Source organism: Janthinobacterium sp. UMAB-56, assembly GCF_900095265.1.
In the GTDB taxonomy this organism is placed as follows: Bacteria; Pseudomonadota; Gammaproteobacteria; order Burkholderiales; family Burkholderiaceae_D; genus Janthinobacterium.
In genome coordinates this window covers 1-17076 of the sequence record NZ_LT607671.1, presented here as the reverse complement: position 1 = coordinate 17076, position 17076 = coordinate 1, and the positions used below count along the sequence as shown (strand labels likewise).

General features: G+C 61.0%; 11 protein-coding genes and 1 pseudogene. 8 read left to right on the top strand and 4 right to left on the bottom strand.

The genetic code is table 11. The features are described from left to right. The first annotated feature begins 76 nt into the window (after window positions 1–76). The 5 genes from K0F85_RS25835 to K0F85_RS25815 all read left to right on the top strand — a co-directional run bounded on the left by K0F85_RS25835 (window position 77) and on the right by K0F85_RS25815 (window position 8558). Window positions 77–2407, top strand: coding sequence for a catecholate siderophore receptor Fiu (locus K0F85_RS25835; protein ID WP_219118717.1), 2331 nt, complete (start codon window positions 77–79; stop codon window positions 2405–2407). 383 nt (window positions 2408–2790) lie between these two features. After that, window positions 2791–4104, top strand: coding sequence for a dicarboxylate/amino acid:cation symporter (locus tag K0F85_RS25830; RefSeq protein WP_219118716.1), 1314 nt, complete (start codon window positions 2791–2793; stop codon window positions 4102–4104). Between the two features lie 108 nt (window positions 4105–4212). Next, complete coding sequence (locus K0F85_RS25825) at window positions 4213–5205, top strand: porin (protein WP_219118715.1); 993 nt, start codon at window positions 4213–4215, stop codon at window positions 5203–5205. A 109-nt stretch (window positions 5206–5314) separates the two neighbouring features. Then, window positions 5315–7222 (top strand): ATP-binding protein, encoded by a 1908-nt coding sequence (locus K0F85_RS25820; protein WP_219118714.1) that lies wholly within the window; start codon window positions 5315–5317, stop codon window positions 7220–7222. Then, window positions 7215–8558 (top strand): sigma-54 dependent transcriptional regulator, encoded by a 1344-nt coding sequence (locus tag K0F85_RS25815; RefSeq protein ID WP_152255938.1) that lies wholly within the window; start codon window positions 7215–7217, stop codon window positions 8556–8558. The genes K0F85_RS25820 and K0F85_RS25815 overlap by 8 nt, the downstream gene beginning before the upstream one ends. Here the strand turns inward: K0F85_RS25815 and K0F85_RS25810 are convergent, their stop codons facing one another. Continuing rightward, window positions 8559–9296 carry a metallophosphoesterase gene (locus tag K0F85_RS25810; protein ID WP_219118713.1) on the bottom strand — a complete coding sequence of 246 codons (738 nt, stop codon included), beginning with the start codon at window positions 9294–9296 and terminating at the stop codon, window positions 8559–8561. 224 nt (window positions 9297–9520) lie between these two features. Here K0F85_RS25810 and K0F85_RS25805 point away from each other — a divergent pair, with 224 nt between their 5' ends. Next, window positions 9521–10369, top strand: a complete 849-nt coding sequence (locus K0F85_RS25805) for an OprO/OprP family phosphate-selective porin (RefSeq protein WP_219118712.1) — start codon at window positions 9521–9523, stop codon at window positions 10367–10369. 6 nt (window positions 10370–10375) lie between these two features. Here the strand turns inward: K0F85_RS25805 and K0F85_RS25800 are convergent, their stop codons facing one another. Then, window positions 10376–10885 carry a GNAT family N-acetyltransferase gene (locus K0F85_RS25800; protein ID WP_219118711.1) on the bottom strand — a complete coding sequence of 170 codons (510 nt, stop codon included), beginning with the start codon at window positions 10883–10885 and terminating at the stop codon, window positions 10376–10378. Between the two features lie 257 nt (window positions 10886–11142). Between K0F85_RS25800 and K0F85_RS25795 the strand changes: the two genes are divergently transcribed. Further along, complete coding sequence (locus K0F85_RS25795; RefSeq protein WP_219118710.1) at window positions 11143–12060, top strand: ABC transporter ATP-binding protein; 918 nt, start codon at window positions 11143–11145, stop codon at window positions 12058–12060. 9 nt (window positions 12061–12069) lie between these two features. Then, window positions 12070–15651, top strand: coding sequence for a M1 family aminopeptidase (locus K0F85_RS25790; protein ID WP_219118709.1), 3582 nt, complete (start codon window positions 12070–12072; stop codon window positions 15649–15651). A gap of 69 nt (window positions 15652–15720) precedes the next feature. Here the strand turns inward: K0F85_RS25790 and K0F85_RS25785 are convergent, their stop codons facing one another. Then, window positions 15721–16500: an acetoin reductase gene (locus tag K0F85_RS25785; protein WP_219118708.1), complete on the bottom strand. Its 780-nt coding sequence runs from the start codon at window positions 16498–16500 to the stop codon at window positions 15721–15723. Between the two features lie 351 nt (window positions 16501–16851). Continuing rightward, window positions 16852–17076 (bottom strand): annotated as a pseudogene (locus K0F85_RS25780) (single-stranded DNA-binding protein); the annotation flags it as partial.

Here is a 17076-nt window from a genome sequence, read left to right as displayed (position 1 = left end):
CACTTGCCCGCCTGCCTACACACCGCGTCGCAGAGCCAGCCAGGAACCACTACCCTGACCTTATCGAGAGAGCAAGATGGCAATCAAGAGCCGCAAACACGCACCAACCCGTTTCAACCAGCACATCGGCGCCGCCCTGGCCGTGATGCTGCTGCCCGTCGCCGCCCAGGCGGCGGACCCGGCCGGTCAAAGCGCCCCGGCAGCGCAGCAAACCCTGAACGAAATCAAGGTCGTGGGCTCCAAGGAAAATGATTTCAAGGCCGAAAAAGCCTCGTCGCCGAAATACACGGAAGAGCTGATCAATACGCCGCAAACCATCGTCGTGATCAAGAAGGAATTGATCGAACAGCAAGGCGCGCTGACTCTGACGGATGCGCTGCGCAACACGCCGGGCGTGGGAACCTTCTTCCTCGGCGAAAACGGCAACACCAACACGGGCGACGCCGTCTACATGCGCGGTTTCGATTCGTCCGGCAGCATCTATGTCGATGGCGTGCGCGACGTGGGTTCCATCTCGCGCGACGTCTTCAACATCGAACAGATCGATGTACTGAAGGGCCCGGCGGGCACGGATAGCGGCCGCGGTTCGCCCACCGGCTCGATCAACCTGGTCAGCAAGACGGCGAGCATGGAAAACAAATTCAATTCGCTGCTGACGGCGGGCAGCGGCAAGCAGAAACGCGCCACGGCCGACTGGAACCGCGTCCTCGACAGCGATACCGGCACGGCCTTGCGCCTGAACCTGATGACGCAGGACAGCGGCGACCCGGCCCGCGATGAAGTCACCAACAAGCGCTGGGCCTTCGCGCCTACCGTCACCTTCGGCATCGGCAAGCCAACGCGCATCACGGCCAGCTACCTGCACGTGGACCAGAACAACGTGCCCGACGGCGGCGTGCCGACCATCGGCTTGCCAGGCTACTCGGCGCCCGACACCGCCACAACGGCCAACCCGGTCGTGCGCACCTTCCTGACCAGCGCGGCCAGGGTCGACCCGAAGAATTTTTACGGCTCCACTGCGGACTACAACAAGGTCAAGGCCGATATGGGCACCTTGCGCATCGACCATGATTTCTTGCCCAACGTGCAAATCCAGAACACCACGCGTTACGGCAAGACCAAGCAGGATTACCTGCTGACGGCCTTCATGGGCAACACCGCCAACCTGAAGACGCCGGACGCCGCCGATCCGTCGAGCTGGACCCTGGCGCGCTCGCTGCGCACCGTCAAGGACCAGGAAAACACGATTCTGACCAATCAGACCGTGGTCAGCGCGCAATTCGACACCGGCGTGCTGAAGCACTCCGTGGTGGCCGGCGCCGAGTTCACCAGCGAAAAACAGACCAACTACAGCTATGTGGCCGCCAGCCTGGGCACCTTGCCGGCAGCGAACCTGTACCGGCCGAACCCGCATGACCCCGTCACCGGCCACAATCCCGTGCGCAGCGGCGCCTACGCGCAAGGCGAAGTCAATACGCAAAGCGCTTATGTCTTCGACACCGTCAAGTTCGGCGACAAGTGGCTCTTTAATGGCGGCGTGCGCTTCGACCATTTCAACTCCACCTATGACGCCGTCACCCTGCAAACGGCTGTGGCGACGGGCCAGGTGCAAAAACTGCCAGTCGGCACGCCGATTCCGGTGCATATCACCTTGAACGATGCCTTTGCCAATGGCAAGATCTCGGCCATGTACAAGCCGACGCCGGACAGCAGCGTGTATGCCTTGCTGGCCACGTCGAAAGCGCCACCGGGTACCAGTTTTGTGCTGAGCACCGGCGCCAGCAGCGCGCAAAACCCGAACTATGACGCGCAGGAAACCATCACCAAGGAAATCGGCACCAAGTGGGACTTCCTGAAGCAAAAACTGTCGCTGTCCGCCGCCGTCTACCAGACCACCGTGAAAAATGAAGTGGAACAGGATCCTGTCGATCTGATCTACTATCAGACCGGCAAGAAGCGCGTGGAAGGCATCGAAATCGGGGTGGTGGGTGAAGTCATGCCGAACTGGCTGGTCAGCGCCGGCTATACGCGCATGAATACCAAGGTCGAGTCGGGCAAGGTCGTCACGGCCAGCGGCATCAATAACCTCAGCTACACACCGAAACAGTCGTTCACCAGCTGGACTTCGTACACCCTGCCGTTTGGCCTGAAGATAGGCGGCGGCGCGCGTTACGTGGGTGAAATGCTGCGCGGCACCGATGGCGCCGTCGGCACCCCGGTCCGCGTGGATGCCTACTGGGTCTTCGACGCCATGGCGACCTACACCGTCAACAAAAACCTCGACTTGCAGTTGAACGCCTACAACCTGGCCGACAAGACCTATGTGGCGGCCATCAACAAGTCCGGCTTCCGCTACACCCCTGGCCAGCCACGTTCGTTCAGCCTGACGGCGAATATCAAGTTCTAACGTCAATAGTACAGAATCGCGCAACATCGGGCCCCTCTTCGGAGGGGCTTTTTTATTGTCCTGATAATCTTGTCTTTTTGCTGCACGCACGACCTGCCGCGACTAGCGTATGAAAAGTCATACAGCGATCATCCACCGCGTCCAATATTTCGCGCAAGCACGCCAATTTGCGACATCTTAGCAACAAAAAAGCTTCCTTAAATCAACAACTTAAGAACTTAGCTCCCAAATTCTCATTTCAGGCATATCCTTTGCTATGTACAGGTTTTGCTGCAAATAATCGCTGGCACGCAAGGGCTTGTTTCTGAGAAATATTGACTCCAAGCTTGAGTTGCTCGCTATCAATAATCCGCTCACAGCGGCGTTTCACCGGAGGAGTCAAAATGAAAAAGAAACGGCCATTAACCCTGTACATCCTGATTGCCATGGTCCTCGGCATTGCCGTCGGTTATGGATGCAACACCGCCTTCCCTGATGCCAAGCTCAGCGCCCAGATCGCTGGCAATATTTCCATCGTCACCGACGTCTTCCTGCGCCTGATCAAGATGATCATTGCGTTGCTGGTGTTCTCTACCCTGACAGTCGGCATCGCCCACATGGGCGACGGCAAGACGGCGGGCCGTATCGGCTTGAAAGCCATGTGCTGGTTCGTGGTTGCCTCGCTGGTCTCGCTGGCGCTGGGCATGGTGCTGTCGAACCTGATGCAGCTGGGTACCAACCTCGGTTTGCCATTGCCGGACGTGCACGCTTCAACCAATCTGAAAACGGCCGCCTTCACCTTGAAAGATTTCTTCACGCACCTGGTGCCGAAGTCGCCGATCGAGGCCATGGCCAATAATGAAATCCTGCAAGTACTGGTGTTCTCGATCTTCTTCGGCGGCGCACTGGCCGGCCTGGGCGAATCGGGCAAGACCCTGACGGCCGTCGTCGACCAGCTGGCGCAAGTCATGCTGCGCATCACCGGCACCATCATGAACCTGGCTCCGCTGGCCGTGTTCGCCGCGATGGCTTCCGTCATCACCACGCACGGCCTGGGCGTGCTGGTCACGTTTGCCAAGTTCATGGGCGGCTTCTACGTGGGCCTGCTGTGCCTGTGGACACTGCTGATCGGCGCCGGCTTCGTCGTCATCGGCCCGCGCATCTTCAAGCTCGTCGGCCTGATCCGCGAACCGTTCCTGTTGGCCTTCTCGACGGCCAGCTCGGAAGCGGCCTATCCAAAACTGCTGACGGCGCTCGACCAATTTGGCGTGGACCGCAAGATTTCCAGTTTTGTGTTGCCAATGGGCTACTCCTTCAACCTCGACGGTTCGATGATGTATTGCACCTTTGCCGTGCTGTTCATCGCGCAAGCCTATGGTATCGACCTGTCGATCGGCACACAGATCACCATGCTGCTGCTGCTGATGCTGACCTCGAAAGGCATGGCCGGCGTGCCGCGCGCCTCGCTGGTCGTGATTGCCGCTACCCTGAACCAATTCAATATTCCGGAAGCGGGCTTGCTGCTGCTGATGGGTGTCGACCAATTCCTCGACATGGGCCGTTCGGCCACCAACGCGGTCGGCAATGCCGTCGCCACGGCCGTCGTCGCCAAGTGGGAAGGTGGCCTGGCCACCGAGGAAGAAGCCGCCGCGGCCAACGCCGCCAACCAGAACACGGAAAGCCATTGGGGCGAAGCTGACCACGCTAGCAAAGCCTGATAGCGCCATGGCCCGCCACAAGCGGGCCATTTATTTGTTGTCCATGTTGAGTAACAAGCAGTCAGGTAGTGCGATCAGTAGTCATTCCAACTTATTAGAGAGATTTTCATGAAAAAAGTCCTGTTTACCCTGCTGGCCCTTGGCGCAGCTTCCGGCGGCGCATTGGCTCAATCCAGCGTGACCATGTATGGCGTGGCTGACGCCGGCCTGGTGTTCGACAAAGATGCGGCCGGCGACCGCCTGAACCGCGTCGCTTCCGGCGTGGCCTCGGGCTCGCGCATCGGCTTCAAGGGCAAGGAAGACCTGGGTGCTGGCCTGGCCGCCACCTTCGTACTGGAAAGCGGTTTCAATATCGATACCGGTACCTCGGGTCAGGGCGGCCGGCTGTTCGGCCGCCAGGCGTATGTCGGCCTGACCGGCAGCGCCGGCGCCGTCACCCTGGGCCGCCAATATACGCCGTACTACCTGGCCCTGCGCGACGTGGCCGATCCGTTTGTCATCGGCCTGGCCGGCACGGCATCGAACATCATGGCGACGACGAATTACCGCGTCGATAACATGGTGCAATACAGCACGCCGACCTGGAGCAAGCTGTCGGCCGACCTGGCGTATGGCTTTGGCGAAGTGGCAGGCGACAATGCGAAAAATCGCAGCATGGGCGGTGCCGTGCATTACATCGACGGCCCGCTGAACGTGACCCTGACGCATCACCGCAAGGAAAATTTGGTGTCGCAACAAACGCGCAACACCCTGCTGGCCGCGCGCTACGACTTTGGCGTGCTGCAAGGCAACTTCGGCTACGCCGACAACCGCGCCATCGACGACAGCAAGAGCAACGACATCATCGTTGGCTTCAGCGCCCCGTTCGGCGCCACCAAGCTGGTCGCGTCCTACATCCGCCACAACGACAAGAGCAACCTGAACCGTGACGCCCAGCAGTGGGCCATCGGCGCCTTCTATGCGCTGTCCAAGCGCAGCGACCTGTACACCGGTTACGGCCATATCAGCAACAAGAACGGTGCCACCTTCACCGTCGGCAATGCCACCGACGATGGCACCGGCAACAGCGGTTTCAATTTAGGCATGCGTCATACCTTCTGATCGCGGCTGAATACAGCGCAAGCCGCCGGGTGCATGTCCGGCGGCTTTTTCTTTTTACGCAATATTTAAATGCGATACTGTGGGTTCCTGCAAGTTGGCAGCTAATTTTATGCATAGCAGTAACAAACCCTCCCTTTCCTGGCGCCAGCGCCTGTCGCAACGGTCGGGCCGCGAAACGCTGGCCTGGGGTGTGGTGCTGGCCGCCTGCCTGGCCACCGTCTGGCTCGTGTATTTCTGGACCGAACGCATCGCCATTGGCAAACTGCAGGCCAGCGGCGCACAGCGCCTGGAGGTGTATGTCAGCAGCCTGGAAAATGCGCTGGAAAAATACGACTTCCTGCCCAAGACCCTGGAGCTGAACCGTGACGTGATCCGCCTGCTGCAGCACCCGGAAGACCCGGTGCTGGTCGATACGGTCAATCATTACCTTGAGCAGATGAATGCCCAGGCGAAATCCTCGACGATCTTCATCAGCAACCTCGACGGCAACACGCGGGCCGCCAGCAACTGGCAGCAGCCCGACAGCTTTATTGGCGACAATATCTCGTTCCGCCCCTACGCCCAGGATGCGCTGCGCGGCACGCCAGGGCGTTTTTATGGCGTCGGCACGACGCGGCTGGAGCCCGGCTACTTCTTTGCCCATGGCATTTACCAGAATGGTCACATGCTGGGCCTGGCAACGGTGAAGGTGAACCTGGAAACCCTGGAAAAGCGCTGGGTGCAGGGCGCCGACAAGGTCATGCTGGCCGACGAGCATGGCGTGATCTTCCTCAGCTCCATGGCGGACTGGAAATACAAGACCCTGGCGCCGCTGTCGCCCGAAATCACGGCACTGCTCAACCGCACGCGCCAGTATTATTCGAAGCAGCTGGCCGCCATCCCCTTCGTCTCCGACCGCCAGTTGGGCAATGGGGCGCGCGTGATCAGCGTGCGCGAGCAGGAACACGCCGACACCCCTCCCAAGATCAGCTCCAGCGTGATGACGCAAATCAAGCTCAAATCGCCGCAAGGCTGGACTTTTATTTACCTGTCCGACCTGGCTCAGGCCAAGGCCAGTGCGCGCGCAGCGGCCGCCTTCTCTTGCGTACTGCTGGGTTTTTTCATGCTGCTATTCTTTTACCTGCGCCAGCGCCGCGCGGCCGTGGCGCAAAAATTGCGCGCCCGCGAAGATCTGCAGCATGCCTACGACAATCTGGAAGCCATGGTCGAGGAACGCACCTCGGAACTCAATGCCATGACGCAAAGCCTGAGCCAGGAAATCGAGGTGCGCAGCAAAGCCGAGCAGAAACTCCACATCACGCAGAATGAACTATTCCAGGCCGGCAAGATGGCCGTGCTGGGACAGATGTCGGCCAGCATCACGCATGAACTCAACCAGCCGCTGACGGCGCTGCGCACCATGTCCGACAATGCCGTCATCCTGCTCGAGCGCGGCCGGCTCGACGATGCGCGGCGCAACCTGGCGAAGATCTCACAAATTGCAGCCAGGATGGGGACCATTACCGGACAGTTAAAGATTTTTGCGCGCAAGTCGACCACCAGCCTGACCTCCGTCTCGATTCCCACGGCGATCAGCAATGCCCTGTTCCTCGTCGAACGCCGCCTGCAGGTGGAAAATGTGCGTTTCACCCTGCAACTGCCGCCCGAAGACATCTTCGCCATGTGCGAAAGCAACCGCCTTGAGCAAGTGCTGGTGAACCTGTACGCGAATGCGCTCGACGCCATGAATGGCAGCGACGTGCGCAGCCTGCGCGTGTCCGTCGAGTGCACGCCGGAGCATGTGCTGATCCACGTGGCTGACACGGGGCCGGGCCTGTCGACGGAAGTGTGCGAACACCTGTTCGAACCGTTCTTCACGACCAAGCCGCAAGGCCTGGGACTGGGCCTGGGACTGGCCATTTCCGAACAGATCACGCGCCAGTTCGGCGGCGTGCTGCGCGCCGAAAACGCCCCCGGCGGCGGCGCCATCTTCACCATCGAACTACAGATTGCAACGCAGGAGGAAAAACATGTTTGACGGCTTGAAGGTCTTGCTGGTCGAGGACGACCCCACCGTACGCGAAGGCAGCGAGCAGGCACTGCAGCTGGCCGGCCTGGACGTGCTGGCGTTTCATTCGGCCGAGCTGGCCTATAAACTGCTGACGCCGGATTTTCCCGGCATCGTCGTGAGCGACGTGCGCCTGCCCGGCATGAGCGGCCTGGAATTGCTGCAAGCGGTCAAGACGCTCGATGCCAACTTGCCCGTGATTCTCGTCACAGGCCACGGCGACATCACGATGGCCGTGCACGCCATGCGCACGGGCGCCTACGATTTCATCGAAAAACCCTATTCATCCGAGCAACTGGTTGACGTCATCCTGCGCGCGCTGGAAACGCGGCGCCTGACGCTGGAAGTGCACAGCCTGCGCCGCCAGCTCGAGGACGGCGGCGGCATCGAAGCACGCCTGCTGGGGAATTCCGTGGCGATGCGCGACATACGGCGCTTGATACTCGACGTTGCCGATGAACCGGCAGATGTACTGATCTATGGCGACACCGGCACGGGCAAGGAAATGGTGGCCCGCTGCCTGCACGACTTCAGCCACCGCCGCAAGCACAACTTCGTCGCCGTCAACTGCGGCGCGATTCCCGAAAGCATATTTGAAAGCGAAGTCTTCGGTCACGAACCGGGCGCGTTCACGGGCGCGGCCAAGCGCCAGGTGGGCAAGATCGAGCATGCGGATCAAGGCACTTTTTTCCTCGATGAAATCGAAAGCTTGCCCCTGTCCCTGCAAGTCAAATTGCTGCGCGTGCTGCAGGAACGCTATATCGAACGCCTGGGCTCAAACGTGCCGACGCCTGTCGACGTGCGCGTCATCGCGGCGGCCAAGCTGGACCTGGAAGACTTGTCGCAGCAACAGAAATTCCGCAGCGACCTGTACTACCGCTTGAATCTGATCGTGCTGCATCTGCCGCCGCTGCGCGAACGGCGCGAAGACATTCCCATCCTGTTCGAGCACTTCGTGCTGGCCGCTGCGGCCCGCTACAACCGTGCCGCGCCCGTGGTGTCCAGCGCACAGATGCGCAACCTGATGGCCCATTCCTGGCCCGGCAATGTGCGCGAACTGCGCAATATCGCCGACCGCTTCGTGCTCGGCATCGCCGGTGGGGCCTCGAGCTTGCTGGCGGGCGGGCAAGCCAGTCCCCTGTCGCTGGCGGAACAAGTAAACGGCTTCGAACGTGCCCTTATCGAACAGGAACTACGCGCATATTCCGGCAACGTGAGCGAAGTGAGCGCCGTTCTCGGCTTGCCGAAACAAACCCTGTATCACAAGATGCAGAAATACAACCTGGTGGCCGAAGAGTTCCGCTGATCACCCTACCCGGCCCGTGCGCAAGGGCGTGGCCCAGTCGGGCCGGCCGTTGGCCAGCGCCAGCCGGGCCGCCTTTTCCCAGTCATATTCCACGGCGTGCAACTGCGCCGTCCAGGCGCCATCGGCGCCCTGTTCGGCGATGGCATAGCGCGCATGCGGCGTGCCGTTTTCCATCACGTGCGGGTACACATGGTCGTCATCGTAGGCCTGCAAACCCACGCTGCCCGGGTTGACGATCAGCCGGCCATCGGGCAGTCGCACCTGGCGCGGCATATGCGTGTGGCCGCACAAAATCAAGGCCGCCTCGGCCGTCCCGGCGCGGCCTGCCACCTCCTCCAGCGTAGCGGCGCGGCTGCCTTGCGGCGTGACGCTGTCGAGAAAATACACGAGGTCACTGCTGGGCGTGCCATGCACGAGCAGCACGTCATGCCGCAGACGCAAGGTGGCGGGCAGCGCCGCGATCCACTCTAATTGCTCCGGCAACAGTTGCGCGCGCGCATAGGCGTCCGAGACACCCATGCGGGCCGGGTCTCCCAGCAACTGGCGCTCGTGGTTGCCGCGAATGGTGGGCAAGGCTAGCCCCATCAGGCGCGCCGCCGTGGCGCGTGGCTGCAGATGACCCGAAACGATATCGCCCAGGTTGACGGTGACGTCGACCTGACGCCGGGCGATGTCGGCCAGCACGGCGTCAAGCGCGTCCACGTTGCCGTGGATATCGGAAATGGCGGCGATTTTCATACGGTGTCTCCTCCTCGTTCCCACCATTCTGCCCACCTTCCCCGCTGCAGGCAATGCCGGCCTATCTACCAGCTATTACACACGGTAGGATAAATCCGACGGCAATTTGCGCCGTGCGGCTACGCGATCTAAATGTAACAGTTGATACCATTTCCTCATTGCATTACATCTGTCGGCCGCCACAGCGTCGCGGCCCACCTGTCATCTTTCCGAGGAGTAAGCCCATGTTTGTTAAGTCCGTCCCCGCCCGCCTGTCCCCACCCCGTTTGCAACATCTCGCCTTGCGCGGCGCCATGATGCTGGGGGTGCTGGGCATTGCCACGGCAACCGCCACGGCGCGGGCCGAGCCATCGCCAGCACTGGACCGTGTCAGCATCTCGGTAGGGGCGTTTTCCGCCGATCCGCGCATCAATATCGGCGCCGACACGCAGTTTGGCCGCATCGACGCGCCCGAATCGAAGCAAAGCCACACCACCATCCCGCGCATCCAGGCGGACTTGCTGATCGGCGACCGCCATGGGCTGGCATTCGACTACTACCGCTACGACAAATCCTATACGCCAAGCCTGACAGGCGAAACCATCATCAATGGCCAGCCCGTTACGGGCACGGCCACGGCGAATGCCGATTTGAAGCTGGACCTGGCCAAGCTGGCCTATAAATGGTGGCTGGGCAGCGGCAACGACACCTTCGGCATCGGCCTGGGTGCCGCCTACTACCACGCTAGCCTGAACGGCACGGCCACCGGCCTCGTCAATGGCCAAACGGCCACGGCGCGCGATTCCATCGGCGAGCACGCGTTTGCGCCGCTGCTGGAAGTGGGCTGGCGCCACGCCTTCACGCCGGACTTGCGCCTGTATGCGGAAGCGTCGGGCATCAAGAAAAATGGCGGGCGCATCAACGGCCACATCTACGGCGGCAATATCGGCGTGGAATGGTTTCCGTTCAAGAACATCGGCTTCGTGGCCGATTACGGCATCTCGAAAATCAAGCTGCACCGCGACAGCGAACGCGATGCCGACCTGAACGTGCGCCTGACGGGCCCCTCCGCCTACGTCAAAGTCCGCTTTTAAGGCAGTTCAAGTCACCGGTTTCAGCAAGGTCAGCTGGAACTGCGGCAAGGCAGGATCGTCGCAGGCCTCGACCCTGGCAAACGGCAGGCGCGCAAACGCCTGCCGCCAGAACGCGCAGGCAGCGGCATCGTCGCGAAACGTCGCCACCAGCCACGTCTGCGCGCTGTCCAGCAGCACCCTGCGCACCACTTCCAGCGCCACGCCCCGGCGCCGGTATTTCTGCAGGATGAAAAAGTCGCTGAACTCCTGCACGGCCAGGCCGCCCGCCATGCCAGGCTCCGTGAGGAAAAAGCCGGCAAGTTCGCCCTCGACCTCGATCCAGCTGGCCGTGTGGCCAGCAGCATGCACATACGACGCCAGCCCCGCATCGCACACGTCGTAGCGGCCATCGGTCAGAAGCGCCTCACCGCTCCAGGCAGCATTGTCATAACAGTACAGTTGAAACAGGCGCGCCAATGCCGCCTCTTCGCCCGGTGCAATGGCGCGCAAGGCGATGATCTCGTGTATTGCATGCATGAAAATCTTCCCTCCGCAGTGGCGTCTAGCCAGTGCGCGATCTTATCACCGTCACTCATCCCCGCCTGCGGCATTTCATGCCCATCTTTTCGCCTCCGGTCGCAAAAATATTACCTTTTTTCTAATTGCTTATATATTATTGCCTTTAGGTAACATCCGCCATCGCGGTTGACAGGACACAAGGGCGATCCCCTTGCACAGACCGGCAGACAGGTATCTGCCGGCTTTTTAGACCCAAGCTCTGGAGAATGCTGCACATGCTATCGATCAAACAGCTGAACAAAACGTACGCCAATGGCGTCAAGGCCATCAACAATGTCAGCCTGGAAATTCCCAATGGAATGTTCGGCTTGCTGGGACCGAATGGCGCGGGCAAGTCCTCGCTGATGCGCACCATTGCCACCTTACAAGATCCCGATAGCGGCAGCATCCATTTCGATGGCCTCGATGTGTTGCAAGACAAGGCCGGCCTGCGCCGCCAACTCGGCTATCTGCCGCAGGATTTCGGCGTCTACCCGAAGGTCAGCGCGGAAACCTTGCTCAACCACTTTGCCGTCTTGAAAGGTTTGACGGAAAAGGGCCCGCGCAAGGAAGCCGTGGAAGCATTGCTGCAACAAACCAATCTGTGGGAAGCGCGCAAGCGCAACCTGGGCACGTATTCGGGCGGCATGCGCCAGCGCTTCGGCATCGCCCAGGCACTGCTCGGTGCACCGCGCCTGGTGATCGTCGATGAGCCCACTGCCGGCCTGGACCCGGATGAGCGCAATCGCTTCCTGAACTTGCTGGCGAAGATCGGCGAGCAAGTAGTGGTTATACTGTCGACGCACATCGTCGACGACGTGACGGACCTGTGCCCGCGCATGGCCATGATCGTCAAGGGCCAGGTGCTGGTGCAGGGCGAGCCGCAGGCGGCGATAGCCACCTTGCACGACAAGGTCTGGCGCCGCAGCGTTACGACGGAAGAACTGGCGCAGTACCAGCAAACCTTGAATGTGCTGTCAACGCGCCTGGTGGGCGGCAAGCCGCAAATCAATGTGTATGCCGACAGCCAGCCCGACAGCGGCTTCGTGCAGATCGCCCCTGACCTGGAAGACGTGTACTTCCTGCATGTGCGCAACGCTGCCCGCCATGGCGCCACCGCTCCCGCCGCCGCGCCGGTCGCGGTCGCAGCGTAAGGGGCCGCCATGTGGAAGGAATTTTTCAAGTTTGACCTCGGCTATCAGCTGAAACAGCCATTGCTGTGGATATTTGCCGTCATCCTGGCCTTGCTGGCGTTTGGCGCCAGCAGCAGCGATTCGATCCAGGTCGGCGGCGCCATCGGCAACATCAACCGCAATGCGCCCACCGTGGTGGCGCAGTTGCTGACGATGTTCAGCCTGCTGTCGATGTTGCTCATCACCGTCTTCATCGCTGGCGCCGTGCTGCGCGACAGCGAAGTGGGCATGGCCGACATGCTGTTCGCCACGCCCATGCGCAAGTGGGATTACCTGTTCGGCCGCTTCGCCGCCGGCTTCGTCGCCTGCCTGGTGATCTTTGCCGCCATTGCCCTGGCCATCATGCTCGGTCCCCTCATGCCCTGGGTCGACCCGCAGCGCGTGGGCGCGTTCTCGCTGCAGGCGTATGCGTGGAGCTTCGGCGTCATGGTGATCCCCAATCTGCTCTTCATTGGCGCCCTGCTGATGCTACTGGCGGCCACCACGCGCTCGATGCTGCTCGTCTATGTGGGCGTACTGGGCTTTTTAGTGCTGTGGGGCACGGCCGGCGCCTTTACGCGCGACATCAACAACGAATGGATCGCCGTCCTGCTCGACCCGTTCGGCATGCGCGCCCTGGGCCGCATGACGCGCTACTTCACCTCCGCCGAAGCGAACGCGGGCCTGCCACCGTTTTCCGGCTTCCTGCTGGCCAACCGCTTGCTGTGGCTGGGTATAACGGTGGTGCTGTTCGCCGCCACCGTGGTCCTGTTCAAGCCGCAGCGCACGGGCACGGGCAAGCGCCTGTTCGGCAAGCACAAGGCCGTGGCCGCCGCTCCCGCCGTCACGGCGCCGCTGCAGCTGCCGCGCAGCATCCCCACCTTGACTGCCGCGACAGCCTGGCGCCAATGGTGGCAAATCCTGCGCTTCGACGCCGTCGGCGTGTTCAAGAGCCTGCCCTTCCTCGTCATGCTGCTGTTCGGCGTCATCAACCTGATCGCCGGCTCCAGCGTGGCCAAGAACATGTACGGCACGGCCGTGTATCCGATGACGCATTTGATGTTGCAGCAGATCAGCAACAGCTTCAGCTTCCTTTTGATCATCATCGTCACGTTTTACGCGGGCGAATTGATCTTCAAGGAACGGCAAGCCAGGATCGCCGACGTCAGCGACGCCATGCCCGTGCCAGACTGGGTGCCGCTGCTGGCCAAATGCACGGCACTGATCGGCGTCATCGCCGGCTATTTGCTGGTGGGCGTCATCGCCGCCATCGGCTTCCAGCTCGTCAAGGGCGGCGCGCCCGTGGAACTGGGGCTGTACCTGAAAGGCACCCTGCTGGGCGCCCTCTTCTTCGTGCTGATGGGCTTGTGCGCCCTCACCCTGCAAGTGCTGTCGAATAACAAGTTCATCGGCTACCTGCTGGTGATCCTGCTGATGGTGGCACAAGCCGTGCTGGGCATGCTGCACTTCGAACATAATCTGTACGCCTTTGGCGGTATGCCCGCCATCAAGTATTCGGACATGAATGGCTATGGCCACTTCCTGACGGGCTGGGCCTGGTTCGCGCTGTACTGGAGCCTGTTTACCGTAGCACTGGTGATGCTGGCGCAGGCGTTCTGGGTGCGCGGCCTGTCGGTCGACTGGCGTGCGCGCGTGCGCCTGGCGCAACAGCGCCTGAGCGGTGTCGCCGGTGCCGCGCTGGCCACGGTCCTGCTGTGCTGGGCGGGCACCGGTGGCTGGATCTTCTACAACACGAATGTGCTGAACCAGTACGTAACGTCGAACATCGGCATGGACAAGCAGGCGCGCTACGAAAAACTGTACAAGCAATACAAGGATTTGCCGCAGCCGAAGATCACGGACATCCAGGCCGATGTGGATATCTATCCTGAGCAACGCAAGGTGTTGATCAAGGGCCACTACGTGCTGCAGAACAAGACAGCACAGCCGCTCGATACCCTGCGTGTCCAGCTCAACCCGGACCTGGAAACGCACTGGTTGAACTTGCCTGAACACAAGGTGGCGCTGGACGACAAGAAACTCGGCTTCAGCATCCTCAAACTGGCCCTGCCCCTGGCACCCGGTGCCACCTTGCCGCTGGACTTCACGGTGGCCGTCACGCATCAGGGCTTTACCAATAGCGGCACGCCCGACCAGGTCAACCTTAACGGCAGCTTCTTCAATAACCATGCCTTTTTTCCCCACTTCGGCTATGCCAAGGAAATGGAATTGCTGGACCGCAATGAGCGCCGCAAGCGGGGCCTGGGTGAACCGCAGCGCATGGCCAAGCTGGAAGACTCGCGCGCGTATGGCAATACGGTGCTGGGAGGCGATGCCGACTGGATTCATTTCGACACTACCGTCTCCACCAGCGGCGAGCAGATCGCCCTGGCGCCCGGCTATCTGCAGGCCAGCTGGGAAAAGGATGGCCGCCGCTATTACCGCTACAAGATGGACCAGCCTATGCTGCCCTTCTTTGCCTACCTGTCGGCGCGCTGGGAAGTCACAAAAGGCGAGTGGCACGGCTTGCCTATCGAAATTTATGTCGACAAGAAGCACGGCTACAACACGCAGCGCATGATCACCTCCGTGCAAAAGTCGCTCGACTATTACACCACCGAGTTCACGCCCTACCAGCACAAACAAGTGCGTATCCTGGAATTTCCTGGCTACCAGAGCTTCGCCCAGTCGTTTGCCAATACGATTCCCTATTCGGAAGGCATCGGCTTCATCGCCGACCTGCGCGACAAGGAGGACATCGACTATGTGTTTTACGTTACGGCGCATGAAATGGCGCACCAGTGGTGGGGCCACCAGGTAATCGGCGCCAACGTGCAGGGCGCCAGCATGCTGATGGAGTCCCTGGCGCAGTACTCGGCGCTGATGGTGATGGAAAAGGAATACGGGCGCGACAAGATGCGCCGCTTCCTGCGCTATGAACTGGACCGCTACCTGAGCGGGCGCGGCGGCGAAGCCATCGAGGAACAGCCGCTGGCGCGCGTGGAAGGACAGCAATACATCCACTACAACAAAGGCAGCCTGGTGTTCTACCGTTTGCGCGACGAAATCGGCGAGAAAGCGCTGAACCGTGCCCTGCAACGCTATCTGCAGGACAAGGGCTACCAGCAGGCGCCGTTCACCACATCGTCGGAATTGCTGGCCTACATACGCGCCGAAACGCCGCAGGACAAGCAGGCGCTGATCACCGATCTGTTCGAGAAAATCGTGTTTTACGATAACCGCGTCACGCAGGCGAGCGCCGTCAAGCGCCCGGATGGCCAGTGGGATGTCAGCATGCAGCTGCACCTGGCCAAGCTGGAGTCCGACGGCAAGGGCAAGGAAAGCCCGCGCGCCTATGACGAGCCGGTGGAAATCGCCATCTTCGCGCGTGCGCCTGGCGCCAAGGAAAAGGACGAGAAGGTCCTGCTCATGGATAAGCGCGTCTTGTCGGGCAGCGATCCGGTGATCACCATCACGGTGAAGGAAAAACCGTTCGAAGTGGGTGTCGATCCCTACAACAAGATGATCGACCGCGTCCCGCGCGACAACCGCAAGGAAGTCAGTTTTCCCTAAACCTTGATGCAACGCAAACAGGCCACGCTGTCACGGACAAGGTGGCCTGTTTTTTTATGCTTGCAGCGTTTAGCGGTACACCAGACCACCATCGATCAGCGGCGCCTGACCCGTCATGTAGTCCGCATCCGGCCCAGCCAGGAAGGAGACGAGTCCCGCCACGTCTTCCGGCGTCTCGGCACGTCCCAGTGCAATACCATCCACGTATTTTTTGTAGGTAGCACCGAGCTCGGCGCCCGTTACTTCGGCCATGCGCTTGTCGATCTCGACCCACATGTCCGTGCCGACGACGCCGGGGCAATACGCGTTGACGGTGATGCCGTCAGCCGCCAGTTCCTTGGCCGCCGCCTGCGTCAGCGCACGCACGGCAAACTTGGTAGCCGAGTACACACCCAGCAAGGCAAAGCCGTCATGCCCGGCGATGGAGCAGGCATTGATGATCTTGCCCTTCTGCTCGCGCTTCTTGAACGTCTTCGCGGCAGCCTGGATACCCCAGAGTGTCCCTTGCACATTGATGCGCATGATGCGATCGACCTCTTCCGGCGTCACATCGAGCAGCGGCTGCACTTGCGCGATGCCGGCGTTGTTGACGATGATGTCGAAGCCACCCAACTCCTGCTCGGCAAAAGCCACCGCTGCAGTCACCTGATCGAGCTGCGACACGTCGGCAATGAAGGTGACGGCGCGGCGCCCCAGCGCACGCACTTCGGCAGCGGCCGCGTCCAGCTTGTCCTGGTTCAAATCCACCAGCGCGATATCGGCGCCATCCTTGGCCAGGCGCAAGGCGATGGCCTTGCCTATGCCTTGCGCGGCACCTGTGACCAGCGCAACTTTTCCAGAGATACCCATTTTCGTTCCTTTCAATACAGGGAAGAAGAGCAGCAAAAACCGGTCCGGCGCAGCAGCGCCCGCAGCCTGTTCCGCAACGTAGAAACGCTTCAGCCTACCTGAAATCGGCATTCGACCGCATCTTGAAACGTGCGCAGCCAAAAAAAGTACCTAGGTCAAGAAAGGGGGAAAAAACCTTCCTTGAACTGGCCCTGCGCGCTGCCGTACAGGCGCCTGGCAGCCGCTGGCGTGAGATCGGCGGCATCGCCATGGCCCGCTTATTCATCCACTTGCAAAGGAAATTCCCTATAAAGAAAAAGCCTGTTTTCCTCTCAGAAAACAGGCTTCTAGCAAAAAGCGGCTTTGTCCGCATTAAAACGGAATATCGTCATCCATATCCGAGAAGTTCGGTGCTGGCTTCGGTGCCGGGCGTGGTGCCGGGGCCGGGGCTGGGCGCGGGGCGGGCGCCTGGCGCGGGGCCGGGGCGTCGTAGCCGCCACCACCACCACCACCACCACCACCGTAGCTGTCATCGCCACCGCCGGCGTCGCCGCCCATGCCGGAGCGACCGCCCAGCATTTGCATCTGTTCCGCGAT